We start from the raw sequence: 24,165 nt of genomic DNA on the forward strand, positions 1-24,165 counted from the left end.
TCCGCCAACGAAACAGCCCCCTCACCGATACCTTGCCTGGTTCCACTTATGGCCGAGCAGCGACAGGATGATGATCAGGCCGTTGAAGAACTGGACGTAGAAGCCGCTCAGGCCCGCCGCCACGACGCCGGTCTGAATGAACGACACGGTGACGGCGCCGATGGCGCCGCCGACGACGGTGCCGATGCCGCCCCAGGTCGGCGTGCCGCCAACGAACACCGAGGCCAGCACCGGCAGCAGATAGCCGTCGCCGGCCGTCGGCCACCAGGTGAAGTTGATCATCACCGAGAAGGTGCCGGCGATCGCCGCCCCGATGCCGACGAAGACGAACACTTTCACCCGCACGCGCTTGACGTCGATGCCCATCTGCTGGGCGCTGTCTGGATTGTCGCCCACCACCCTCACCTGCGCGCCGAAGCGGTGGCGGTTGTAGAGCATCGCCGACAGCACGACAAAGGCGATGGCCCAGAAGATCTGCACCGGAATGCCCAGGAGCTGGCTGGAAAAGATCGTGTAGGCCCAGCTGTCGCTGAGGCCGGTCAGCGCCATCGACTTGCCTTCGTTGATGATCTGGATCAGGCCGCGCAGCAGGAAATTCATGCCGAGCGTGGCGATCAGCGACGACAGCCCGCCATAGACCACCAGCGAGCCTACCAGGAAGCCGAGCAGCATGCCGGTGATCAGCGCCGCGACGATGCCGAGGAACGGATCGTAGCCAGCCTGCACCACCAGCGCGAAGACCCAGGAAGCAAAACCCATCGTTGCCGGAAACGACAGGTCGATCTCGCCGCAGGTGACGACGAAGACCAGCGGCACCACCACGAACAGCGCCACCGGCAGCGTCGTCAGCACCGAGCGGTAGAGATACCAGGTGGTGAAGACGGTCGGGTTGGCGATCATGAACACCGCCATCATGACGATGAACACGCCGAGCGTGCCGAGCGAAGCGCGGTTGTCGAGGATGAAACCGCGCATCCAGTGATCGGATGGGTGCTTCCACTCCTTCTGGGAACTGGGGCGGGGGATGCCGGCGGACGGCTCGTGCAGATCGGGCTCCATGGTCTTGCTCATCGTGCTCTCTGCTCCGCGTCGCCTGCATCGTGCAGTCCGGCCAATCCGCCCGGATGCGCGACCTCTTCCATGAAATTGATGAGTTCTTCCGCCGTTTTGACCTGGCTGCGGTCGGTCGTCAGCGCGACCTTGCCACGGTCCAGGACCACGAAGCGGTCGGCGATATCGAAGACATGATGGATGTTGTGGCCGATGAACAGGATCGAGCGGCCGCTCGCCCGCACCTGGCGCACGAAGTGGAAGACTTTGGCGGTTTCGGTCAGCGACAGCGCCGTCGTCGGCTCGTCGAGGACGATCAGCTCCGCCTGCTTGTAGATGGCGCGGGCGATCGCCACACCCTGGCGTTCGCCGCCCGACAGCTGGCCGACGATCGACTGCGGCGTGAACACTTTCGAGGTGAAGCCGATCTCGCGCATCAGCCGGCTCGCCTCCTCGATCTCCTTGTTGACCTTGATCCAGCCGAGAAAGCCGGTGAGCTCGCGGCCCATGAAGATGTTGCGCACGATCGTCTGCTGCACGGCCAGCGCCCGGTCCTGGAACACCGTCTCGATGCCGGCCTCGCGCGAGCGCGCCGCGCTCCACCCGGTCACCGCCTTGCCGCGCACGAGGATCTCGCCGCTGGTCGGCTTGACCACGCCCGACAGGATCTTGATCAGGGTCGACTTGCCAGCGCCATTGTCGCCGATCAGGCCGACCACCTCGCCGCGGTCGACGCTGAGATTGACCCCGCCCAGTGCATAAACCTGGCCATAGGATTTGCTGATGTCGCGCAGTTCGATAAGGCGTTCGGCCATCGGATCCTCGCTTGATTGTCGCCAGCGGTCCCGCCGGCCGGGGCCTGATCCCGGCCGACGGCTTGGGAGGTCAGCGCAGCGCTTGCTTGGCAAGCTCTGCGACGATCTCGTAATTCTCAGGCGTGACGAAACCGGCGCCGGTGTCGACATTCATCGGCGCCAGCCCCAGCACCACTTGCTGGCAGAGGCTGAGGATCGGCAGATAGCCCTGCAGGAACGGCTGCTGGTCGGCCGTCAGCTGCACCCAGCCGCCCTTGAAACCCTCGACGATCTGCGGGCTGGTGTCGAAGCCGAAATTGAAGATATCGCCGGGCTTCCGCCCTGCCGCCTGCATGTAGGTCGGGACGTTGCCGAGCATCTGCCCACCGGGATAGCCGACCGCCTTGACGTCGGGATTGTTGAGCAGTGCCGCGGTGATCACCGGAATCGCGAGGTTCGGATCGGCTGCCCACTCGGTTGCGGAGTTGATTTGAACGACATCGACGCCAGCCTCCTTCAGTGCGGCCACAGTCCCACGCTCACGCGCACCCCTGCTCTCATTGTCGAACGGGCCGATCATGATCGCCTTGTCGCCGGACTTCAGCTTGGCCAGCTTGAACGCCTCGGCCCCGAGTGCGCGGCCCTGCGGCTCCTGCTGAGCGCCGACATAGCCGCCGCCGAACGCTGCCGTCACTGTTGGCACCGGCACGTTCTGGTACATCATCTTGATGCCGTCCTTATGCGCCTGTTCGGCGAGCGGCATGATCGACGCGTCGCCGGGATGGCCCATCATGGCGATGCCGTTAGGCTTGACCGCGACCGCCTCACGCAATTGCTGCACCATCTTTTCGATGTCCCAGCCCGAGAAGATGTAGTCGACCTTCGGCCCGAGATCGGCCGCCGCCTGCTTGGCGCCATTATAGACGATGGTGCCGAAGGCGTCGCCCTCGGCGCCGCCGACGAAGAAGCGGATGTGGACGTCCTTGCACCATTGGGCGTCGAGCGCCTGTGCGGGCAAGGTGGAGATTGCAGCGGCAAGCGCCGTGGCGGCGGCCACGACGGTCGAGCGCAGAAGTGTCGTTCTGATCGCGATGCTCATGCACGTTCCTCCCATTGTTTCCCTCGTCAGCCGAGGGGCTTTCTGACGATTACTTCGGCAGTACCAGTTGACGGCCGGCTCCTCCCGCCGGCCGATCCTCACACCGGGTTGGGCAGGTAGCTGGCGCCTCCCCGGCATTGCTTCAGATACTCCAGCGCGCGCACCTGCCCGGTGATTTCGAGATCGCCGCGATAGACCGGGTCGTGCCAACCCTCGATGTCGATGGCGCCCTTGTAGCCGGCGAGCCGCAACTCGCTGATCACCCGCGTCCAGTCGCTGTCGCCGAAGCCGGGCGTGCGCATCTGCACGAAGGGCAAACTGCCGAACACGCCATGTTCGCGGATGACGTCCCAGCGCACCGTCGCGTCCTTGCCGTGGACATGGAAGATGCGCGGCGCCCATTTGCGGATCTGCGGCATCGGATCGATCAGATAGACGAGCTGATGGCACGGCTCCCATTCCAGCCCCAGATTGTCGTCGGGCACTTCGTTGAACATCAGCTCCCAGGCGTCGGGATTGTGGGCGATGTTCCAGTCGCCGCTGGCCCAATTGCCGTCCATGGCGCAGTTCTCGAAGGCGATCCGCACGCCCTTGTCGGCGGCGCGTTTGGCCAGCGGTCCCCAGATCTCCTTGAAGCGCGGCAGGCTGTCGGTCAGCTTCTTGCCGCGCAGGCGGCCGGTGAAGCCGCTGACCATCGAAGCGCCGAACAGATGCGCATTCTCGATCACCGTTTCCCAGGCCTTGAGCACGCCGCGATCGACCTCGCCGTCTTCCAGCGGATTGCCGAACACGCCGATCGACGAAATGCTGACATCCGCATCGCCGATCGCCTCGCGGATATCACCGGCCAGCCGTGGCAAATCCTTGCCGCCCAGCGTCTGCCAGAAGAAGGGCTGGATGCTCTCGAAGCCAAGCGGCAGGATCTGTTTGATATAGGCCGCCGGGTCGTCGAGATTGGCCCGCACCATGGTGCCGATGCGGATGTCGAGAAGCGGGTTTGGCATCATTGTGCGTCCTCTGCGATCGCCACGCGGCGTCCGGTTTCGGCGCTTTCGATCGCGCCAAAGACCATGGCCAGGCTCTTGATGTTGTCGCTCCCACGCGTTTCCGGCTCGGTGCCGGTCTCGATGGCGTGGATGAAATCCCTGATGATGCCGAGATGGCCGCCGATGCGGTCGGACGCGTCGAGCGGCGGCACCTCGATCGTCTGCGTTTTGTCGAAAATCCCGTCGCGGCCCGGCACGACCACTTCTGCCTTCAACGCATCGTTGCCGTCCCAGGTCAGGCTGCCGCGCTCGGCGACGATGCGCCAGCTACCTTCCCAGCTGGTGCGGAAGCCGTCGGCGCACCAGGAGCCGGCATAGGTAAAAACCCTGCCGCCGCCGAGGTCGAAGACGGCGCTGGCCGACGATCCCTGCCGGTACCAGGAATTGGCCGGCTCCCATTCCTGGCAATAGACGCCGGACGGCTCGCCGGCGACCATGTAGCGGGCGGCGTCGAAGGTGTGGATCGCCATGTCGAGCAGCAGGACATGGGCCATTTCCTCGCGAAAACCGCCGAAATGCGGCGCGACGAAGAAGTCGGCGTGGATGCTGGTCGGCGCGCCGATGGCGCCGGAGGAGAGGAAGCGCCTGATGCGCCTGACATTGGCAACGTAGCGGCGGTTCTGGACGACGGCATGGATGCGTCCGGCCCGCCGAGCAGCCTCGACGATGGCGCGTGCATTCTCCGGACTGTCGGCGAGCGGCTTTTCCGTCAGCAGATGGCAATTGTGCGCAAAGGCGGAAAGCGCAACCGCGCGCCGGGCGGCGGGAACCACCACATCGAACACCGCTTGCGGTTGGGTCTGGTCGAGCACGGCGTCGAGATTGCTGCCGATGACGGCATTGGTGAGGTCGTATTCGCGCGCCCTCGCCCGCGCCCTGTCGGCGTCGAGGTCGACAAGGCCGACAATGGCGAGCCCGTCGATTTGCCTGATGGCATCGAGCCAGGCTTTGCTCATCGCTCCGCAGCCGACCAGGACGACATTGATCATCCAGCGCTCCTCCTCCGCTCGGTCCCTCCAGACCGATCGTCACGGCATTCACGGCAGGACCGTAAACGTTTTTCCGTAAACGTTTACGAGAACACACCCGAAGGCGTAGAATGTCAATTGGCCGCTTGCGAAAATCGTCTTGTCACCTTGGCCTGAGCGGCCGCCGGTGCTAGCCAAGCAAGGGGGAGGACAGTCACTTGGCATCCAGCATTCACGACCTTGCCCGTCACCTGAACATTTCGATCGGCACCGTGTCGCGGGCGCTGAACGGTCGCGCCGACGTCAATGCCGACACACGAAAGCGCGTGCTCGAGGCGGCCAGGACACTCAACTATTCGCCGAACCAGTCCGGCCGCAGTCTGCGGCAAGGCGCCACCCATTCGATCGCCTTCATGTTGCAGCCACATCCGGGCGACCAGCAATATGGCGAGCCGTTCTTCATTCCGTTCCTGATCGGGCTGCAGGCCAAGCTCGCTGAAAGCGGGCTCGACCTGATCGTGGTGATGGGCGCACCGGGCGACTATCAGCAGGAGCGCCTGCGTCGTGTCGTCGAAACGCGCCGCGCCGATGCGGTACTGCTGGCCTGGACGCGGCGCGAGGACGAGCGCATCGACTATCTCACCCAGACCGGCTTTCCGTTCGCCACGCTTGGCCGCAGTCGTTCCGGGGCCAAGTCCTACCCTTCCCTCGACCTTGATTTCGAGAAGGCCGGGGCCGACGCGGTCGACCGCCTTGTGGCGCGCGGCCACCGCCGCATCGCCGCCGTCCGCCCATCGCTCGACCTCAACTTCGGTTATCTGTTCCTAGCCGGCTACCGCAAGGCCTTGCGGCGGCACGGCATCGAGGTCGCCCCCGAACTGATCGCGTCAGGCTTCATCAACGAGGCGGGCGGCTACGAGGTGACGCCGCAGGTCATGCGATCCAAGGCCCCGCCGACCGCCATCATCTTCAACAATGACGCGATGGCGCTTGGCGGCTGCAAGGCGCTGGCCGAGATGGGCATCAGGCCGGGTCATGACATGGCGGTGACCGTCATCGTCGACACGCCGCTTTGCCGCTATTTCTCGCCGGCGCTGACCGCCTTCCGCCCGGCGCTGGAGCCGATGGGACAGCGGCTCGCCGAAATGCTGCTGGCCTCGATCCCGGCCTTCGCCGGCCCAGAAGGTCCACGGATCATCCGTGAAGTCTGGCCGCTGGAGCTGGTCGCACGCGACAGCGATTGATGGTGGCGGATCGGCCGTGAAATTTGCCCGGCCAGGCCTCAAGGTGTGTTGAGATTCAGGTCAGGCCGAGTCGAAAACGATGGTTTTCGAGAACCGGAGCGGAGCGTACTTTTCGTACGTGAGCACCGGAAGCGCAGAAAACCTTCGTTTGCAGGCCGGCATCACCTGAATACCGACACACCTTAGTCCACCTTCTTCTCGCCCCGTTCGCCGGCCTTGACGATATCACCCGTGGTGAACAGGATTTCCTTCAGTTCCGCCCGCCAGTCCTTCTTCTGGCGCAGCAGGAATTCGAGATCCATGCCGAAATGCTTGAACTCCTCGCCTTGCGCATTCTTCATGATGGCGCGGGCCTGCGGGTCCTTCTCCACCGACATGCGCTGTTCGTACCAGCCGATCGCTTCCGCCTCCTCGATCAGCGAGGTGATCATGCGGGCAAAGGTCCGTACCTTCTGCGTCAGCTCTTCAGGCGGTTCGTGATACTGGTCGAATCCCATGTCGTCCTCCGTTGGCCATTCCCATGAATGCCCGGGAGTGACACGGGTTCCGCGTTATCGCTGCAATTCCGCCAGCGCCCTCTCCAGCGGCGCCGGCGAAATCTGGATCGGGCCGGAGAACGGCACGTCCATGTCGAGGATCAGGTAAAGCGCCCCGGCGATCAGCACGGCCGAAACCCCGAAGGTCGAAACCGTTATCGCGTTGCGGGGTGCCCTGAAGCCGAAACTGGCGAAGATCAGCGCCAGCCAAGCAACCAGCATGGCGATCAGCGGCCAGGGGATCGCGCCCTCTGACTGCTCGATCAGCACCCAGCGCAATTCCAGCACCTTCTGCAGACGCTGGCGGGCATCCTGCAACAGGGAGCCGCGCCCCGCGTCGGCCGACGTCAGCGCGCTCAGCCGGGTGCCGACCTCCGTCAGCAGACGTTCGGACAGCTGGTTGGCGACAACAGTGGTTTCGCTGGTTTGCGACGAGCTGGCCACCACCCTCTGCACATAGGCGGCGAGCGGTTGGCGCACCGCGTCGGCTTCAGGGCCATACTGGCGCAAGATCCTGTCGAGCAGGATCAGCTCCGTCGCATAGGCGTGCACATTGTGGTCGATCGATTCGAAGGTGTTCTTGGCTGAGTTGATCATCAGGCCAAGCACCAGCGAGGTCATGACCCCGAACAGATTGGCGGCCAGCCGCACCACTGTGTTGGTATCGTCATCGCGATGCCTGGCCGGCAGCCTAGGCCAGATCGCCATGCTGGCCAGCGGCGCCGCCGCCAGGCACAGGAAGATCATCACTGCAATCAAGGCTTCACGCATACCGCGCATTTCTGCACGGCATGCGCCGATTGCCAATTACCCCGGCACCGATCACACCGCGAAAGTTGCGGCAAGGTCAGGCGTCTGCCTCGACGGCCAGTGCCTCACGACACCGGTGCGGCTCCGCCCTCTGCGGTGCGCCGGGCGATGAATTCGTCGAGAACGCCTGATGTGGCGACGGCGGAAGCCGGCGGCACGAAATCGGCCAGCGCGCGCCTCCAGACGCCGGTGGCGCGCTCGCTCGCCGTCTTCGACCCGCTTTGCGTCCAGTTGCCGAAATTCGACCAGTCGGCCACCAGCGGCTCGTAGAAAGCGGTGCGGTAGCGCGCCATGGTGTGGCCGGCCGAGAAGAAGTGGCCGCCCGGCTGCACCTCGGCGATCGCTTCGAAACCTATCGTATCGGTGTCGCCGGGCGTCGTGGCGCAGAGCTCGGCCACCGTCTGCAGCGCCTCGATGTCGGTGATGAGTTTCTCGAAGGAGACGCTGAGGCCGCCCTCCAGCCAGCCGGCGGCATGAATGCACATCGTCGCCCCGGCCAGCACCGAGCCCCACAGCGCGAACTGCGTCTCGTGTGCGGCCTGCGCATCGGAGATGTTGGCCGCACTGCCGCCGCCGGACCGCCACGGCAGTCCGGTGAAGCGCGCCAGCTGGCCAGCGCCCAGCGTCGCCTTGACGTGCTCCGGCGTGCCGAAGGCCGGCGCCCCGGATTTCATGTCGACATTGGAGGAGAACGAGCCGTAGACGACCGGCGCACCCGGCCGCACGATCTGCGCCAGTGTCAGCCCGGCCAGCGCTTCGGCATGCTGCAGCGTCAGCGCGCCGGCGACGGTGATCGGTGCCATGGCGCCCGCCAGGCAGAACGGCGTGATGACGGAGACCTGGCCCGCACGGGCGAAATCGATGATGCCTTGCGCCATCGGAATGTCGAGCTGGCGTGGCGAGTTGGTGTTGATGACGGTGTAGCAATGCGCGCCCGCCAGAAACTCGTCCTGCGACAAGCCGCGCGCCAGCCGCAGCATCTCGAAGCCGTCTTCGACCTGCGGCGTGCCGCGCGCGAAGACGAAGGGAAACTTATCCGACAGCGTCAGCTGCGCGCGGTTGACGGCATAGTGGCGGAAGCGATTGTCGACATCCTGCGGCTCGATGCAGGGTCCCAGCATATGCAGCACGTCGAAATGCTGCACCAGCCGCATCAAATCCTCGAAATCGGCAAGCGTACCCGGCCGCCGGCCGCGCTCAAGATCAGTGACGTTCGGCGCTCCGCATCCAGCCAGGAAGGTCATCGAGCCGAGTTCGAGGGTCAGATCGCGGGCGCGTGAGCCGGCATGAGCGTGGATCGACTTCGGCGCCGAGGCGAGTGCCGCCGTCACCATGTCGCGGCCGATGCGCACCATGTCGGTGTCCGGATCGACCAGGGCGCCGGCGCGGGCGAAATGCTCACGCGCCTGCGGCAGCAGCACCTTGATGCCAAGCTCTTCAAGCACCCGCAGCGCCGTGTCGTGGATCGAAGCCACCTGATCATCCGAAAAGATCGGCTGCGGCAGGAACGGATTCTTCAGCGAATGGTAATTGGGCCGGCGGCTGCTTTCGCTGCCGGCCTCGCCCGTGCGTCCGCGCCGCCGTTCGCGCCTGCTGTCCCGTGCCGCGTCATCGACCATCAGAAATCCTCCTCATTGCCGCATCGCCTTGCCCAAGGGATCGTAGGGTGAAGCCGCGATGACACGCGCTGGCCGCTCCTCACCCACGACATGCACCGAGAGCGCGGTGCCCTCGCCCGCGAAATCGCGGTCGACAAGCGCCAGCGCCAGGCTCTTGCCGACCGTATACCCATAGCCGCCCGACGTGACGAAGCCGACGCGCCGGGCCTGGTGCCAGACCGGCTCGAAGCCGCTGGCATCGGCGTCGAGCGCATCGACTTCAAGCGTCACCAGGCTTTGGCCGCTGCCGGCCTCCCGCTGTTTCAACGCCGCTTCGCGGCCGGTGAAGTCGCCCTTGCCGAAAGCGATGAAGCGATCGAGGCCGGTCAGGCCGGGCGTATAGCCTTGAGTGAATTCGCGCGACCAGATGCCGAAGCTTTTTTCCAGCCGCAGCGCATTGAGCGCATAATAGCCAATCTCGGCAAGGCCGAGGTCCTCGCCTGCGGCCAGCAGCGTTTCGCGCAAAGTGGCATGCGTGGTCGCGGGGCAACTGATTTCGAAGCCGAGTTCGCCTGATATCGACAGCCGCGCCACACGTGCCTGCACCATGCCGATGTCGAATGCGCCGCAGGCCATGAACGGCAATGCCGCGCCGGACACATCCTGATGCGTCGTGCGCTCCAGGATCTTGCGCGCATTCGGACCCGTCAGGAGGAAACCGCACATCGTGTCGGAGAGGTCGGTGACAGTGACGCCCTCAGCCGCATGGCTCTCGAACCAGCGCATGTGGAATTCCCGGAGATAGTAGGAGCCCATCAGCCAATAGCCGTCGCCGCCCCAGTTGAAGACGGTGAGGTCGCCCTTCAGCCGTCCGTCATGGCCGAGCATCGGCGCTAACCTCGCCTGCCCCGCTTTCGGCAGCTTGCAGGCGAGCAGCCGGTCGAGCCAGGCCTCCGCACCGGGCCCCGACACCGCATAGCGCGAATAGGCCGAGATATCGACGAGACCGGCGGCGCGCCGCACCTGCAGCGCCTCGTCGCCAACAATGTCGAAGGCGTTGGAGCGTCGCAGCGTCGTGTTCTCGGCAAACCCCATCGGCGCGAAATAGGCCGGGATTTCCAGCCCCCATGACGCCGTCCATTCGCATCCCGCCGCGCTCATCCCGTCATAGGCGCCGGGGCGTTTCAGCGGCCGCCCGGCCGGCAGCCGCTCATTGGGAAAGGTCATGACGAAGCGGCGCGAATAGAACTGGCGCGTCGTCTGCCTGAGATATTCGCGGTTGGCGGCGAAGGCACCGTAGCGGGCAATGTCCATGCCGAAGATGTCGGCCTGCGGCTCGCCATAAATCATCCATTCGGCCAGCGATTTGCCGACCCCGCCGCCCTGGCTGAAACCGGCCATGACGCCGCAGGCGACCCAGTAGTTCTTCAACCTGCGCACCGGCCCGACGATCGGGTTGCCGTCCGGCGTGAAGGTGAAGGCGCCGTTGACCCATTTGCGGATGCCGGCCGTCGCCAGGCACGGGAAGCGCTCATGCGCCTTGGCGAGTTCGGGACTGATACGGTCGATGTCTTCCGGGATCAGCTCGATGCCATAGTCCCAAGGCGCACCATCCATGTTCCAGTGCTTTGGGTTCTGCTCGTACACGCCAAGCAGCACGCCCTTGCGCTCTTGCCTGAGATAGGAAAAGCCGTCGAGATCGACGGCGATCCCGATCTCCCGGTCAAGTGCTGCGATCTCCGGAATGTCTTCGGTGATGAAATAATGGTGCTCCATCGGCGTCACCGGCAGGTCGACACCGGCCATGCGGCCGAGCTGCTTCGCCCACAGCCCGCCAGCATTGACGACATGTTCGGCGATGATGGTGCCCTGCTCCGTCACGACATCCCAGCGACCGTCGGTGCGCGCCTTCAGCTCGACGACCCGGTTGCGCAGGATGATGTCGGCGCCGCGCTTCTTCGCGGCACCGGCATAGGCGTGCGTCGTGCCGTACGGGTCGAGATGGCCTTCGTTGGAATCATGCAGGCCGCCAAGGACGCCGGTGACGTCCACGATCGGGCAGATCGCCTTGATCTCGTCGGGCGTCACCAGCCGCGCGGTCTCGATGCCGACCGACTGGAACACCGCCCAGGCCGATTTCAGCCACTCCCAGCGCGCGGGATCGCTGGCGATGTTGACGCCGCCGGTCATGTGCAGGCCGATGTTTTGACCGGATTCGGCTTCGATCTCCCGGTAGAGATTGATGGTGTAGTCCTGCAGCGCCGCTACGTTCGGGTCGGCGTTGAGCGCGTGGAAACCGGCTGCCGCGTGCCAGGTCGAACCGGCCGTCAATTCGGCACGCTCGATCAGCGCCACATCGCTCCAGCCGAACCGCGTCAGATGGTAGAGCACCGAGGCTCCAACCACGCCACCTCCGATGACGACTGCGCGGTAGTGCGACTTCAAGGCTTCCCCTCCACGGCTGGTCCGAAGGCTGGATCATATACGCACTAGACATAAGTGTCTAGTGCCAGCGCACGCGCGCGCCTTTCGTCGACCGGAGTCCGACGGAGTGATCAATTCTTTCCGCCAGGCGCACGTTTTGTCGGCGCGTGAAGAAGACGGCGGGCATGCACCGCGCGCTGTCACGCAAGCATCATGTTCGCGCCGTAGACCGCGTTTCGGGGAGGCGCGCGCGGCATCATCGATGTCGCACCTCTTTCAGCTTTTCGTCCCGCGGCCGCTCCGGCACATCTGTCACAAAGAGGATTGTCCATGAAACACCTTTACCGAACCGCGTCGCTCGGCGTCGCGCTGGCCTTGTTCACCGCCTTGACGCCGGCGCTCGCCGACAGCACCGCGACCGTCGGCGGCCTCGTCAACAAGGGGCTGGTCGGCGTCGGCCGCATCCCGGCCGCTCAGCGCGACAAGTTCGGCGAGACGTTCGGCTCCGGTTCCGGCATGGCGATCGACACATCAGGCTGGACGCATGACGCCGCCGGCTACAAGGGTTCGCTCTGGCTGCTGCCGGACCGTGGCTACAATGTCGTCGGCACCACCGACTACCGGCCGCGCCTCAACACAATCGGCATCGAATTTGCCCCGGTCGCACCGGGCGCGGCACCCGCTGCCGGCCAGGAGCAGACGGGCGTCAAGGCGACGCTTGCCGACACCATGCTGCTCACCGATGACAAGGGCGCTGACGCCACCGGCCTCGATCCGCTCAACGGCGTGCGCGCGGCAAGCGACGATATGCCGATCCTGCCGCAGGCCGACAACGGCAAGCTGGCGCTCGACAACGAGGCGATCGTGCGGCTGCCCGACGGCTCGATGTTCATCTCCGACGAATACGGCCCGAACATCTACCGGTTCTCCGCCGACGGCCATCTGTTGTCGGCGACCCAGCCACCGGCCGCGCTGGTGCCGATGCGCCACGGCGCGCCGAACTTCGCCTCGGACAATCCGGGCTCTGGTGCTGCCGAACCCGATCCGAAGGATCCCGATACCGGCCGCCAGAACAACCAGGGTCTCGAAGGCATGGCGATGACGCCGGACGGCAAGTTCCTGATCGCCGTGCTGCAGTCGGCGACCAGGCAGGATGGCGGCGATTCCGGCTCGACCCGCCAGAACACCAGGGCGCTGGTCTATGACGCATCCGACCTCGGCCATCTCAAGCTGGCGCATGAGTATGTCGCGCCGCTGCCGGTGTTCAAGGATGCCAAGGGCAAGACCAAGATCGCCGCGCAAAGCGAGATCGTAGCGCTCTCCGATAAAACCTTCCTGATGCTGACGCGCGACAGCGGCAACGGCCAGGGGCTGAAGGGCGACACCTCGCTGGTGCGCCAGATCTTCGTCGTCGACGTCTCGGCCGCAACCGACATCGCCGGCGGCGCCTTCGATGCCGCCGACAAGCCGCTGGCGCCCAAGGGCGTGCTCGACCCGTCGGTGACGCCGGCCAAGCTGACGCCGTTCATCGACATCAACGACAGTGCCGAACTCGGCCGCTTCGGCCTGCACAATGGCGCGCCGAACGACAAGAACAATTTGTCGGAGAAGTGGGAGGCGATGTCGGTGGTAAGCGTTCTCGATCCGAAGCTGCCCGACGACTACTTCCTGTTCGTCGCCAACGACAACGACTTCCTCGCCCAGGACGGCTTCCAGGTCGGCGCGCCCTACAAGGCCGAGGACGGCGCCGATGTCGACACCATGTTCCTGGTCTATCAGGTCACGCTGCCGGGTCTGACCAAGAAGTAACAACACCTGTTCAGGCGGGTGCACCGAGCGCGTCCGCCTGAGCAGATCGTGAAAAGGCTCTTACTTCAACATCTCCGCGTCCCTTGGCACGCCGGCATCGATCGGCTCGGCCGTCCTGTTCGACACCGCGCTGATCTTGCCGGCGGCCGACAGGTTGGGGCGCACGAAGACCGGCGCGACGCCGTTGACCCGGCTGTAGAGGTCGATGATGTCCTGGTTCATGAAGCGCACGCAGCCCGACGATGCATTCTTGCCGATGGAATCCCACTCCGGCGTGCCGTGCAGCCGGTACATCGTGTCCTTGCCGTCGCGGAACAGATACAGCGCGCGGGCGCCGAGCGGGCTCTGCGGGCCGGGCGGCATGCCGTCCTTGTATTTCGCCAGTTCCGGCCGGCGCTGGATCATTTCCGGCGGCGGCGTCCAGACCGGCCACTTCTTCCTCGCCTGGACCACGGCGCTGCCGGTCCATCCGAAACCGGCCTTGCCAAGGCTGACGCCGTAGCGGATTGCCTTGCCGCCGTCGCGCACCAGATAGAGAAAGTGCTCGGAGACATCGACGACGATCGTGCCGGGTTTTTCTCCGGTCGGGTCGTCCACGATCTGGCGCACGAACTTCGGATCGAGCTTGGTGACCGGGATTGCCGGCAGCTGATAGCCCTCGTCGGTGCGCGCCGCATACATGCTTGCGGTGTCGCCGAAAGCCGGATCGCTTGGTGGTGCCGCCACCGGCGGCGGTGGCGCCACGTCCATCGTGGTGCACGCCGAAAGAGCCACGGACGCCGCGCCCAAGGCGGATGCACCGAGGAACGCGCGCCGGCTCAGGCGTTCAGAAAACAGCGGAATATCGGACATGAACCCCCCGGTCTATCCAGATCTGTAGGGCAGATCTGTAGGAATGCGGCCCCACGCATCGAGGATCAATATCCCATTCCGGAAGCTTTGAGAACATGATTAGATCCAGGCATGACCTGTTCCGTTGAATCGGCAATCATCGCGGACCGGACTTGAGTTAAACCTTCGCCGAGTTGCCAGCCATGGACGAGAAAATGCCCACGCGCCGGCGCACCGGCGACCTGACCAGCGGCCCGATCCCGCGCACGCTTCTGCTGTTCGCCTTGCCGGTGCTCGGCTCCAACGTGCTGCAGTCGCTCAACGGTTCGATCAACGCCGTCTGGGTCGGCCGCTTCCTCGGCGAATCGGCGCTGACCGCCACCTCCAACGCCAACCTCGTCCTGTTCCTGATCCTCGGCACGGTGTTCGGCATCGGCATGGCGGCGACCATCCTGGTGGCGCAGTCGGTCGGCGCCCGCGATCTGCCCGAAGCGCGCCGCATCGTCGGCACCAGCGCCACCTTCTTCTTCCTCGTCTCGGTGGTGTTCGCGGTCTGCGGCTGGATCTGGGTCGACGCCATCCTGGGCGCGCTCGGCACACCGGCCGACGCCTTGCCGCTGGCGCGCTCCTATCTGCGCATCATCTTCGTCGCCGTGCCGATGATGAACCTTCTCTCCTTCATCATGACCGTGCTGCGCGGTGCCGGCGATTCACGCACGCCCTTCTTCTTCATGGCGCTGGCCGTCGTTCTCGACATCGTGCTCAACCCGCTGCTCATCCGCGGCATCGGTCCGTTTCCCGAGCTCGGTATCGCGGGCTCCGCCACGTCCACGCTGATCGGCCAGACGGTGAGCGTGATCGCCATCCTCATCGTGCTCTATGTGCGCAAGCATCCGCTGCGTCTGGCCGGCGCCAACCTCGCTCTGCTGCGGCCGGACCCCACCTTGCTGCGCATCGTCGTCTTCAAGGGCGTGCCGATGGGTCTGCAGATGATCGTCATCTCGGTGGCAGCGCTGACGGTGATGGGCATGGTCAACTCCTACGGCTCGCAGGTTGCCGCCGCCTACGGCATCGCCGCCCAGCTGTGGACCTACATCCAGATGCCGGCGCTCGCCATCGGTGCCGCGGTTTCCTCGATGGCGGCGCAGAATGTCGGCGCCGGGCGCTGGGACCGGATCGGCCGCATCGCCGCCTCAGGCGTCGGCTTCAACCTGGTCCTGACCGGCGCACTGGTTGCCGTGCTGTCGGTTTTCGACCGCTCGGTGCTGAGCCTGTTCCTGAGCAGCGACAGTGCAGCGATCGACATCGCCGTCCACATCAACAATGTCGCGTCGTGGTCGTTCATCCTGTTCGGCATCACCATCGTGCTGTTTGCCACGGTGCGCGCCACGGGTGCCGTGATGCCGCCGCTGATCATCCTGGTGATCTCGGTGCTGGTCGTGCGCACCGGCTTTGCCTATTTCATGCGCGGCGTGATCGGCGAGGAAGCGCTGTGGTGGAGTTTCCCGGCTGGTTCGGTCACGTCGCTGGTGTTGGCCGCCGCCTACTACCGCTTCGGTCATTGGCGCACCCTGCACATGATCGAGGACAGGCCGGCCGCCGGCGAGCCACCGGACACCGGACTTGGCGTGCCGCGTGGACGCGCCCATCTTTCACCTGAAACGCCGAACGGCTGAAGGTCCGGATCCTTCTGGCCAAGGACATGGCGACAGGGCCACAAGCTGATTGCGGCCCTGCCCGTCATGCGATCCGGAACGCCCGGACCGGCGCAATCAACCCTATTTGCAGGGGAAGCCGGGCGCGATCTTGCACTTGCCGGGACGCGGCTTGTGCGGCGGGCGATGGTGCGGAGGACGATGATGCGGCCTATGGTGCCAATGCGGCGGCCGATGCGGCGGGCGCACGATGATGATCGGCGGGTGAACGATCTGGGAGCGCTCGAGATAGCCGGCGCTGGCCCAGCCGCTCACGCCGCCGCCATGGATCCGGCACCAGCCCGGCTCGCAGCCGGTGACATTCACCCTGAAGCCGGCGGGCAACGTTCCAACCTTGGCGTATCCGGCTCCCGGCCCGCTACGAACATTGAGATTGGTCGTGGTGTGGGCGCTGTAGGCAAAGGCCGCGGCGGACGTCCCGAAGACCGCGGCCAGGATGGTCGCGACCACAAGCAGAAAACGAAATCTCATCAGTCCCTCCATTCGAACCCCGGCCGTTTGTCTGCTTTGGCCGGGACTGCCCTGCGAGGGGAGAGGCCAAGCCAGGAAAAGTCAACATGCGGCCGCCGCAACCATCCTGATCAGCGGGACTGATGCCGGAGTTTCCCTGGATATGGTTGAGGAATTTCCCGAGCACCGTTTATCGGCCCTTCAACATCCGCTAACAGTTTACTGTCTTTCGACAATCCGTTGCGGGCAAAGGTGGGATCCATGGGCAAAGGCAGGGTCGAGGCATTCACCGACGGCGTCGTGGCCATTATCATCACCATCATGGTGCTTGAACTGAAAGTGCCGCATGGCGAGGATCTTTCGGCCCTGGTACCGCTGTGGCCTGTCTTCCTCTGCTACGTATTGTCCTTCATCAATGTCGGCATCTACTGGAACAATCTGCACAACATGTTCCACACCGTGCAACGCGTCGATGGTGGCGTGCTGTGGGCAAACCTCAATCTGCTGTTCTGGTTGTCGCTGATGCCGGTAACGACGGCCTTCATGGGCGAGAACCATTTCGCGCCGGTGCCGGTCGCGGTCTACGGCGCCGACCTCGCACTAAGTGCTGTTGCCTTCAACATCCTGACCATCACTCTGCACCGGCTTCACGGCAGCGACAGCGCCTTTGCCAGGGCCCTGGGCGGCGACCGCAAGGGCAAGATCTCGCTCGCCTTCTACCTCGCGGCTATACCGCTCACCTTTATCAGCCAATGGATTGGCGTCGCGATCTATGTGCTGGTCGCGACCGTATGGCTCGTGCCGGATACGCGTTTCGCGCGGGTAATCGAAAAGTAGCAGCTACTTGCGCATCGCTTTCAGTTTTTCCGCCACCGATGCGGCAAGGTCGGCATAGCGTTCCTCCAGCCGTTCCGCGGCCTTGATGATCGAGAAATCATGGCCGAACTTTTCCAGCGCCATGCGCAGTTTCTCGACGAACTCGGCTTGTTTCTCCAGGGCGGAAAAGAGCGTCTTCACCTGCACCTCGCTGATGTCGGGATTGGCCAGCATCTGCGGCACCTCACGGCCCATCTGGTCACCGGTGGCGGTCTGTTCCTTCAGGATTGCAACCCAGTCCGTCAATCAGGAAATCTCCATTTGCCTCGGCAAAAGTCTTCTTTTGTCTCGGCAACATGCGCAGCCTCGACCGGACTGGTCAACCCGACTAGGCGAGCAGAGGCTTGCGCAAGCCCGTTCCAGCGCTAAGTTCGGCGCCATCGAGAGAAGGAACCCATCGCGCATGATCACCGACACCGAAATCCAGACCGCCCTGCCCGCGCTTGGCCGAGGCAACGCCGCCGTCATCACCGGCGCCGCCAGCGGCATCGGTCTTGCGGCCGCCAAGCGGTTTGCGATGATGGGCATGAAGATCGTGCTGGCCGACATTGGCGGCGCGCGCCTTGACGACGCCGCGCGCGCCGTCTCTGCGATTGCTGGCGACGATGCCGTGCTTGCCGTCGCCGCCGACGTTTCGAAGGCGGATGAGGTGGACCGTCTCGCCGAACGGGCGTTCGGCGCCTTCGGCGACGTGTCGCTGCTGATGAACAATGCCGGCGTCGGCGACAATCCCGGAAAGCCCTGGGAAAACCGCGATGCCTGGAAACGGCTGCTGGACATCAATTTCTGGGGCGTCGTGCATGGCGTCGAGGCCTTCGCGCCGCACATGCTGGCCTCGGCCAGGCCTGGCCTGATCATCAACACCGGCTCCAAGCAAGGCATCACCACGCCGCCCGGCAACCTTGCCTACAATGTCTCCAAGGCCGGGGTGAAGACCTTCACCGAAGGTCTGGCGCATGCGCTGCGCAACGAGGCCGGCGGCCATGTCTCGGCCCATCTGCTGATCCCTGGCTTCACCTTCACCGGGCTGACCGAGGGCGCGACGGAAAAGCCGGCCGGCGCCTGGACCGGCGAACAGGTCGTTGATTTCATGTTGGAAGCCCTGACCAGGGGCGATTTCTACATCCTGTGCCCGGACAATGAGGCGGCGCGGCCGCTGGATGAAAAGCGCATGGCCTGGGCAATCGGCGACATCATCGAGAACCGCCCCGCTTTGTCGCGCTGGCATCCCGACTACAAGGAGCCTTTCGCCGCGTTCATGAAAGGCTGACCTTCAGGCCGCGTGCTTCTTCGGGGTGCGCTTCTGCGCCACGGCCTTCTTCGCCGCCATGGCGGCGATATGCTCGTCGTGCCGCTTGGCGGCACGCTCGCATTTGTCGCGGATCTCCTCGACTTCTGATTCAGTCAGGTGCTCGATGCCGATGAAGTGGTTGTGGCCGGCGCTGACCCGGATCAGTTCGTCGAGCTTGGCCTGGATCGCCGCACCGTCGCGATTCTGGGTGTTCTGGATCAGGAACACCATCAGGAAGGTGATGACGGTCGTGCCCGTGTTGATGACGAGCTGCCATGTGTCCGAAAAGCCGAAGAACGGGCCGCTTACCGCCCAGACGACGACGATCAGGCAGCAGACGGCAAACGTCGGCGGCAGGCCGGCTATATGGGCGACCCAGTTGGCGATCTTGGTGAAAAGCTTTTCCATCTGTCGAAATCCCTCAACGCAGCGGCGCGATGAGAAACAACCGGCGACCGTTTCAGGTTCCCGACGCGGACAAATACCTCAGGCACAATTGAATACACGCATAAAGAGAATGCGGACGAAAATACACTTTACGGGTTCAATGTCACAGTAACCGTGCAGGCAAGAGAGCCTGTTCCTTCCGCTTCACAGCGGTTTACCTCCAGCCCCTTCCGCCGCGCCACCCCCGCATGGCGGAAGGGGTTTCAGTCCGCAGAGCGCGGAGCATGGTCTCCCGAAAGCGCCGCCCGGCTAGCGTCGACCTGTTTTTGGCAACTCAAACGGCGTCGTTTTCCCAGCGATCGAGGAAGGCTTCGATCGGCATCGCCCGCATATCGGGAACCGCTCTGGCGAGCTTTTCGACCGGCCAGTCCCACCAGGCGAGAGCTTCGATCCGCGCCGCAGTATCCGGAGCGAAGCGTGGCCGGAGTGCCTTCGCCGGCACACCTGCGACGATTGCATAGGGCGGCACGTCCTGCGTCACCACTGCGTTAGCGCCGACCACCGCGCCATTGCCGATGGTGATCCCGGGCATGATCACCGCGCCGTGGCCGATCCAGACATCATGGCCGATGGTCACGGCTTTCGCTTGCCGCCGCGCGCGGAATGCGGCGTCGACGCCCAGCCAGCGAAAATACTCGTTCGGCCGGTAGCTGAGCTTGTGCTGGGTCAGCCGCTCGATGGGATGTTCTAGCGCATTGATACGGCTGTTGGCGGCGATCGAACAGAATTTGCCGATCGTCGTGTAGATCGCTTCCGAGTGGCGTTCGAAATAGGAGAAGTCGCCGACCGTTACCTCGCGCAGCACCACCCGCTCACCGATCGAGGCATAGCGGCCGAGCTTGCACGCTTTCAGCTCCGCGGTCGGATGGATGCGCGGCTCGGGGTCTTTCGGGACAAGGTTTTCGGAACGGTCCATGCTGGCGGCTTTACGTCAGAGCAATTGCTCCCGCAAGTCGCGAGCAATTGTCCGTCAGACCAATTGCGCGAAGGAGTTCGCTCCGCTCATTGCGGCTTGCCTTTGCTCCACACCACGTTCTGGCCGTAGAGCGGTACGGTGGTAACCGACATCTTGGCCGAGCCGTTCTGCACCTGGCGCGAATGCGAGAGATAGATCAGCGTCTCGTTGGCCTTGTCGTAGATGCGGTTCACCACCTGCTTCTTCCAGATCAGGCTGATGCCTTGCTTGAACACTTCCTCGCCGCCCTCGCCCATATCGATATCACCGATGGTGATGGGGCCGGTCTGGCGGCAGGAGATCGAGGAATCGGACGGATCCTCGAACCAGTTGCCCTTGTGCAGGCGATCGATGATGCCGCGATCGAAATAGGAGACGTGGCAGGTCACGCCCTCCACCTTCGGATCCTTGATCGCCTCGACGATGATGTCGTTGCCGAGCCAGTCGACGCCGACCTTGCCGACTTCCTCGGCGCCAGCAGCGCCGGCGCCAAGGACAACGCACGCGGCCAGCGCGCCGCCGATCAGTTTTCGCCCAATCAATCCTCGCAAAGGAGCCTCCTGCGGTTCGAGTCGCCGGTCACAGGTGGGGCGAACAGCCCGGCTTTGCAAGCAGATACGTCAACACCACTGCGGTTGCGGCAACGCGGCACTTTGCCTGAGCGGGGCCGAACCGCTAAGACTGTCGCACAGGCACGGCATTGAGCCGGCGCGACGATTTCTGCGGACGGACTTTTCTGATGATGCGTTCTATTCTGGTCGGCATTCTCGTCCTGATGGCGGCCGGAATCGGCTGGCTGACCTTCGACTGGTACCGCGGTCACTATGGCGGCGAGCCTTTCGGCGCCTCCTTTACGCTGGTCGACCAGAAAGGCGCGCCGATCACCGAGGCAGCCTTCAGGGGCCAGCCCAGCGTCGTCTTCTTCGGCTTCACCCATTGTCCCGAGGTCTGCCCGACCACGCTGTTCGAACTGGCCGGCTGGCTGAAGACACTCGGCGACGACGGCAAGAACCTGCACGCCTATTTCGTTTCGGTCGATCCGGAGCGCGATACGCCCGATGTCATGAACGCCTATGTCAGCAATTTCTCCGACCGCATCACCGGCATTACAGGCGATCCGGACAAGGTCCATGCGATGGCCAAGTCGTTCGGCATCTACTGGAAGAAGGTCGACACCGGCGACGGCGACTACACGATGGACCACACCGCCTCGGTGCTGCTGCTCAACGCCAGGGGCGACTTTGCCGGCACCATCGCCTATGGCGAAAGTTCGGACACGGCAGTCGCCAAACTGAAGCGGCTGGCGGCGAAAGGCTGATCACCATTTCATGACCCAGACGCGCCTCTACTTTATCACCGGAAAGATCGAGTCCATCAGCATTTTCGCGGCGCTCGAGGCGGCCTTCGAGGAAGAGGGCCTGCCGATCGCCGTCCTGGAGGTCGACGAGGACAAAGACATCCACGAAGTGTCGCTCTATGCCGATGGCGACATCGAAATGGTCGAAACTCGCTTGAAGGACATCCTTGCCGGGCTTTCCCTGTCGAAGCCGATCGAGCGCGAGGCCCTGCCCGACATCGACTGGGTGGCACATTCGCTGGAAGAGCTGAAGCCGGTGCGCGCCGGCCGTTTCTTCGTCCACGGCGCGCATGACCGCCGCAAGCGCCACAGCGGCGAGCTCGCCATCGAAATCGAGGCCGGCCTCGCCTTCGGCACCGGTCACCACGGCACCACAGCCGGCTGCCTGGAAATGCTGGAAAAGGTGGTGCGGCGCGAGCGTCCGCGCAATGCGCTCGACCTCGGCACCGGCAGCGCTGTGCTGGCGATTGCCGTCGCCAAGCTGGCGCACATTCCAGTGCTGGCGACCGACATCGACCCGGTGGCGGTAAGAGTGGCTGCCGCCAATGCCCGACTCAACCACGTCAGGGCGCTGGTGGAGACGGTGACCGCGCCGGGCTTCCACCATCCGATCTTCGGCAAGCGCGCGCCTTTCGATCTCATCGTCGCCAACATATTGGCACGGCCGCTGATGCGGCTGGCGCCGCAAATGGCTGGTCACATCGCACTTGGCGGCTCGATCGTGCTGTCAGGCATCCTCGAGCGCCAGCGCGACGCCGTCATCGCAGCCTATGTCGGCCAGAATTTTCGCCACGTGCGCACCTTGCACCGCGAGGGTTGGGTGACGATCCACCTCAAGCATTGAGGCAGACAGGCCGGCAACGACCCGGCTTGGACCAAGTTCCGCCGGTTGTCAGTCAAGCGATGCTGTAGCAGGTTGCGCCCAGCCGGAAATCGATTCCGATTTCCGCGACCGTACGCTACGGTCGCTGACTGCAGGAGGCCCACCATGTTCCAGACCTTCGATTCCGCGGGCGACCCGGCCGTCGGCAAACCGCGTGTGGCGCTGCTGCGCCAATGGCTTGAAGCCAACGGGCTGGATGGCTTCATCGTGCCACGCGCCGACGAGCACCAGGGTGAATATGTCGCCGACCGTTCGGCGCGGCTGAAATGGCTGACCGGCTTCAGCGGCTCGGCCGGTGTGGCTATCGTCCTGCGCGACCGCGCCTTCGTCTTTGTCGACGGACGCTACACGCTGCAGGTGCGTAGCGAGGTCGATCTCGACGTCTTTTCGATCGAAAGCCTGGTCGACAATCCGCCGGCCATCTGGCTGAAGGACAATCTTGGCAAGGGCGCACGGCTCGGCTTTGATCCATGGCTGCACACGATCAGCGAGGTCAAGGCGCTGCAGGCCTCGGCCGACAAATCAGGCGCCGTGCTGGTGCCACTCGACAAGAACCCGATCGACATCATCTGGAAGGATCAGCCGGAGGCGCCGGTGGCATCAGTCGAACTTCACCCGATCGGCTTTGCCGGCGAACTCGCCAAGGACAAGCTGGCACGGCTGGCGACGGCGATCGGTAAGGACGGCGCCACGCATGCCGTGCTGACCGACCCCTCCTCCATTGCGTGGGCCTTCAACATCCGTGGCGGTGACGTGCCGCACACGCCGCTGGCGCTCGGCTTCGCCATCCTCGCCGCCGATGGGTCGCACCAGCTTTTCATGGATAAGCGCAAATTCTCGCGTCAGGTCGCGGCCTACCTCACCCAACTCGCCGAGCCGCATGAGCCCGGCGAATTCGAAGCGGCAATCGTGGCGCTTGCCAAGAGTGGCGCGAAAATCGCGCTCGACCCGGTGCTGGCTGCCGACAGGCTGCGCATGCTGGTCGAAGCCAATGGCGGCACCGTGATTGCAGCAGTCGACCCTGCCCGCATCCCACGCGCCACCAAGAACCAGGCCGAGATCAACGGTTCGCGCGCCGCGCATCGGCGTGATGGCGCGGCTGTGGCAAAGCTGCTGTGCTGGCTGGAGCGGCAAAAACCCGGCTCGCTCGACGAGATATCAGTCGTCACCAGGCTGGAGGAGTCGCGGCGGCAGACCGGCGAGGAAACCCAGATGCCGCTGCGCGACGTCTCCTTCGACACCATTTCCGGCGCCGGCCCGAACGGCGCCATCATGCACTACCGCGTATCGCGCGCCACCAGCCGCAAGCTGCAGGTCGGCGAACTGTTCCTGCTTGATTCCGGCGCGCAGTACCAGGATGGCACCACCGACATCACCCGCACCGTGCCCATCGGCCAGCCGACCGAGGAAATGCGCGAACGCTTCACGCTGGTGCTGAAAGGCATGATCGGCATCTCTACCTTGCGCTTCCCCGCCGGCACGCGCGGTTCGGAAATCGATGCCGTCGCCCGCATGGCGCTGTGGAAGCACGGCTGCGACTTCGCCCACGGCACCGGCCATGGCGTCGGCTCGTATCTGGCTGTGCATGAAGGGCCGCAGCGCATTGCCCGCACCGGCACCGAAAAGCTGCTTGAAGGCATGATGCTGTCCAACGAGCCGGGCTACTACAAGGAAGGTTCCTACGGCATCCGCATCGAGAACCTCATCCTGGTGACGCCGGCTGAAGAGGTCGAGGGCGGCGACATCGCCATGCACGGCTTCGAGACGCTAACGCTGGCGCCGATCGACACCAGACTGGTGCGGTCGGATCTGTTGACGCGCGAGGAGCTGCACTGGCTCGACACATACCACGCGCGCGTGCTGGCCGAGATCGGGCCGATGCTCGACGGCGAGACGCTGGCCTGGTTGGAAAAGGCGACAGCGCCGCTGCCGCATGACGCGAAGATTTGAGGTGAGCTTCTTTCTCCCCGTTTACGGGGAGA

At 64.4% G+C, this 24,165-nt stretch carries 23 protein-coding genes; 8 read left to right on the top strand and 15 right to left on the bottom strand.

Going from position 1 to position 24,165, the window contains the following annotated elements:
- Window positions 1–21: 21 nt before the first annotated feature.
- The 5 genes from C8D77_RS22915 to C8D77_RS22935 all read right to left on the bottom strand — a co-directional run bounded on the left by C8D77_RS22915 (window position 22) and on the right by C8D77_RS22935 (window position 4,978).
- Window positions 22–1,071 carry an ABC transporter permease gene (locus C8D77_RS22915; RefSeq protein ID WP_109668182.1) on the bottom strand — a complete coding sequence of 350 codons (1,050 nt, stop codon included), beginning with the start codon at window positions 1,069–1,071 and terminating at the stop codon, window positions 22–24.
- On the bottom strand, window positions 1,068–1,865 hold the full coding sequence (locus C8D77_RS22920; protein WP_109668185.1) for an ATP-binding cassette domain-containing protein: 798 nt from the start codon (window positions 1,863–1,865) through the stop codon (window positions 1,068–1,070). Before C8D77_RS22920 ends, C8D77_RS22915 begins: the two co-directional genes overlap by 4 nt.
- A gap of 70 nt (window positions 1,866–1,935) precedes the next feature.
- Window positions 1,936–2,943, bottom strand: a complete 1,008-nt coding sequence (locus C8D77_RS22925) for a substrate-binding domain-containing protein (protein WP_109668187.1) — start codon at window positions 2,941–2,943, stop codon at window positions 1,936–1,938.
- A gap of 98 nt (window positions 2,944–3,041) precedes the next feature.
- Window positions 3,042–3,950 (bottom strand): sugar phosphate isomerase/epimerase family protein, encoded by a 909-nt coding sequence (locus C8D77_RS22930; protein WP_109668189.1) that lies wholly within the window; start codon window positions 3,948–3,950, stop codon window positions 3,042–3,044.
- Entirely contained in the window at window positions 3,947–4,978 is a 1,032-nt protein-coding gene (locus tag C8D77_RS22935; protein ID WP_109668192.1) for a Gfo/Idh/MocA family protein, read from the bottom strand. The genes C8D77_RS22930 and C8D77_RS22935 overlap by 4 nt, the downstream gene beginning before the upstream one ends.
- A gap of 197 nt (window positions 4,979–5,175) precedes the next feature.
- Here C8D77_RS22935 and C8D77_RS22940 point away from each other — a divergent pair, with 197 nt between their 5' ends.
- Window positions 5,176–6,201, top strand: a complete 1,026-nt coding sequence (locus tag C8D77_RS22940) for a LacI family DNA-binding transcriptional regulator (RefSeq protein WP_109668194.1) — start codon at window positions 5,176–5,178, stop codon at window positions 6,199–6,201.
- Window positions 6,202–6,383: 182 nt separating this feature from the next.
- On the opposite strand, the gene C8D77_RS22945 is transcribed toward C8D77_RS22940, so the two are convergent.
- The 4 genes from C8D77_RS22945 to C8D77_RS22960 form a co-directional block, all read right to left on the bottom strand.
- Window positions 6,384–6,698, bottom strand: a complete 315-nt coding sequence (locus tag C8D77_RS22945) for a ferritin family protein (protein ID WP_109668196.1) — start codon at window positions 6,696–6,698, stop codon at window positions 6,384–6,386.
- Window positions 6,699–6,752: 54 nt separating this feature from the next.
- Window positions 6,753–7,508 (bottom strand): bestrophin-like domain, encoded by a 756-nt coding sequence (locus tag C8D77_RS22950; RefSeq protein ID WP_164757773.1) that lies wholly within the window; start codon window positions 7,506–7,508, stop codon window positions 6,753–6,755.
- A gap of 104 nt (window positions 7,509–7,612) precedes the next feature.
- The gene (locus tag C8D77_RS22955; RefSeq protein WP_109668200.1) at window positions 7,613–9,166 is read right to left on the bottom strand and encodes a trimethylamine methyltransferase family protein; all 1,554 of its coding nucleotides are present in this window, start codon (window positions 9,164–9,166) and stop codon (window positions 7,613–7,615) included.
- Between the two features lie 12 nt (window positions 9,167–9,178).
- Entirely contained in the window at window positions 9,179–11,590 is a 2,412-nt protein-coding gene (locus C8D77_RS22960) for a GcvT family protein (protein WP_109668202.1), read from the bottom strand.
- A 309-nt stretch (window positions 11,591–11,899) separates the two neighbouring features.
- Here C8D77_RS22960 and C8D77_RS22965 point away from each other — a divergent pair, with 309 nt between their 5' ends.
- Window positions 11,900–13,378 carry an esterase-like activity of phytase family protein gene (locus C8D77_RS22965; RefSeq protein WP_109668204.1) on the top strand — a complete coding sequence of 493 codons (1,479 nt, stop codon included), beginning with the start codon at window positions 11,900–11,902 and terminating at the stop codon, window positions 13,376–13,378.
- A 60-nt stretch (window positions 13,379–13,438) separates the two neighbouring features.
- On the opposite strand, the gene C8D77_RS22970 is transcribed toward C8D77_RS22965, so the two are convergent.
- Window positions 13,439–14,230, bottom strand: coding sequence for a L,D-transpeptidase (locus C8D77_RS22970; RefSeq protein WP_109668206.1), 792 nt, complete (start codon window positions 14,228–14,230; stop codon window positions 13,439–13,441).
- A gap of 182 nt (window positions 14,231–14,412) precedes the next feature.
- Here C8D77_RS22970 and C8D77_RS22975 point away from each other — a divergent pair, with 182 nt between their 5' ends.
- The gene (locus C8D77_RS22975) at window positions 14,413–15,885 is read left to right on the top strand and encodes an MATE family efflux transporter (protein ID WP_109668208.1); all 1,473 of its coding nucleotides are present in this window, start codon (window positions 14,413–14,415) and stop codon (window positions 15,883–15,885) included.
- Window positions 15,886–15,987: 102 nt separating this feature from the next.
- On the opposite strand, the gene C8D77_RS22980 is transcribed toward C8D77_RS22975, so the two are convergent.
- Entirely contained in the window at window positions 15,988–16,395 is a 408-nt protein-coding gene (locus C8D77_RS22980; RefSeq protein WP_109668477.1) for an SH3 domain-containing protein, read from the bottom strand.
- 240 nt (window positions 16,396–16,635) lie between these two features.
- Between C8D77_RS22980 and C8D77_RS22985 the strand changes: the two genes are divergently transcribed.
- A complete protein-coding gene (locus C8D77_RS22985; RefSeq protein WP_109668210.1) occupies window positions 16,636–17,211 on the top strand; it encodes a TMEM175 family protein in 576 nt (191 codons plus the stop codon).
- A 3-nt stretch (window positions 17,212–17,214) separates the two neighbouring features.
- On the opposite strand, the gene C8D77_RS22990 is transcribed toward C8D77_RS22985, so the two are convergent.
- Entirely contained in the window at window positions 17,215–17,496 is a 282-nt protein-coding gene (locus tag C8D77_RS22990) for a hypothetical protein (protein WP_109668212.1), read from the bottom strand.
- Between the two features lie 157 nt (window positions 17,497–17,653).
- Between C8D77_RS22990 and C8D77_RS22995 the strand changes: the two genes are divergently transcribed.
- Window positions 17,654–18,520 carry an SDR family NAD(P)-dependent oxidoreductase gene (locus tag C8D77_RS22995; RefSeq protein WP_109668214.1) on the top strand — a complete coding sequence of 289 codons (867 nt, stop codon included), beginning with the start codon at window positions 17,654–17,656 and terminating at the stop codon, window positions 18,518–18,520.
- A gap of 3 nt (window positions 18,521–18,523) precedes the next feature.
- On the opposite strand, the gene C8D77_RS23000 is transcribed toward C8D77_RS22995, so the two are convergent.
- The 3 genes from C8D77_RS23000 to C8D77_RS23010 form a co-directional block, all read right to left on the bottom strand.
- Window positions 18,524–18,949: a low affinity iron permease family protein gene (locus tag C8D77_RS23000; RefSeq protein WP_109668216.1), complete on the bottom strand. Its 426-nt coding sequence runs from the start codon at window positions 18,947–18,949 to the stop codon at window positions 18,524–18,526.
- Window positions 18,950–19,262: 313 nt separating this feature from the next.
- Window positions 19,263–19,904, bottom strand: a complete 642-nt coding sequence (locus C8D77_RS23005; protein WP_109668219.1) for a transferase hexapeptide repeat family protein — start codon at window positions 19,902–19,904, stop codon at window positions 19,263–19,265.
- Between the two features lie 86 nt (window positions 19,905–19,990).
- Complete coding sequence (locus C8D77_RS23010) at window positions 19,991–20,494, bottom strand: CreA family protein (protein WP_109668221.1); 504 nt, start codon at window positions 20,492–20,494, stop codon at window positions 19,991–19,993.
- 188 nt (window positions 20,495–20,682) lie between these two features.
- Here C8D77_RS23010 and C8D77_RS23015 point away from each other — a divergent pair, with 188 nt between their 5' ends.
- The 3 genes from C8D77_RS23015 to C8D77_RS23025 all read left to right on the top strand — a co-directional run bounded on the left by C8D77_RS23015 (window position 20,683) and on the right by C8D77_RS23025 (window position 24,133).
- Complete coding sequence (locus tag C8D77_RS23015; protein WP_109668223.1) at window positions 20,683–21,261, top strand: SCO family protein; 579 nt, start codon at window positions 20,683–20,685, stop codon at window positions 21,259–21,261.
- Between the two features lie 10 nt (window positions 21,262–21,271).
- Window positions 21,272–22,144, top strand: coding sequence for a 50S ribosomal protein L11 methyltransferase (locus tag C8D77_RS23020; protein ID WP_109668224.1), 873 nt, complete (start codon window positions 21,272–21,274; stop codon window positions 22,142–22,144).
- 144 nt (window positions 22,145–22,288) lie between these two features.
- Entirely contained in the window at window positions 22,289–24,133 is a 1,845-nt protein-coding gene (locus C8D77_RS23025) for an aminopeptidase P family protein (protein ID WP_109668226.1), read from the top strand.
- Window positions 24,134–24,165 lie beyond the last annotated feature (32 nt).

The organism is Mesorhizobium loti, from assembly GCF_003148495.1.
Lineage (GTDB): Bacteria > Pseudomonadota > Alphaproteobacteria > Rhizobiales > Rhizobiaceae > Mesorhizobium > Mesorhizobium loti.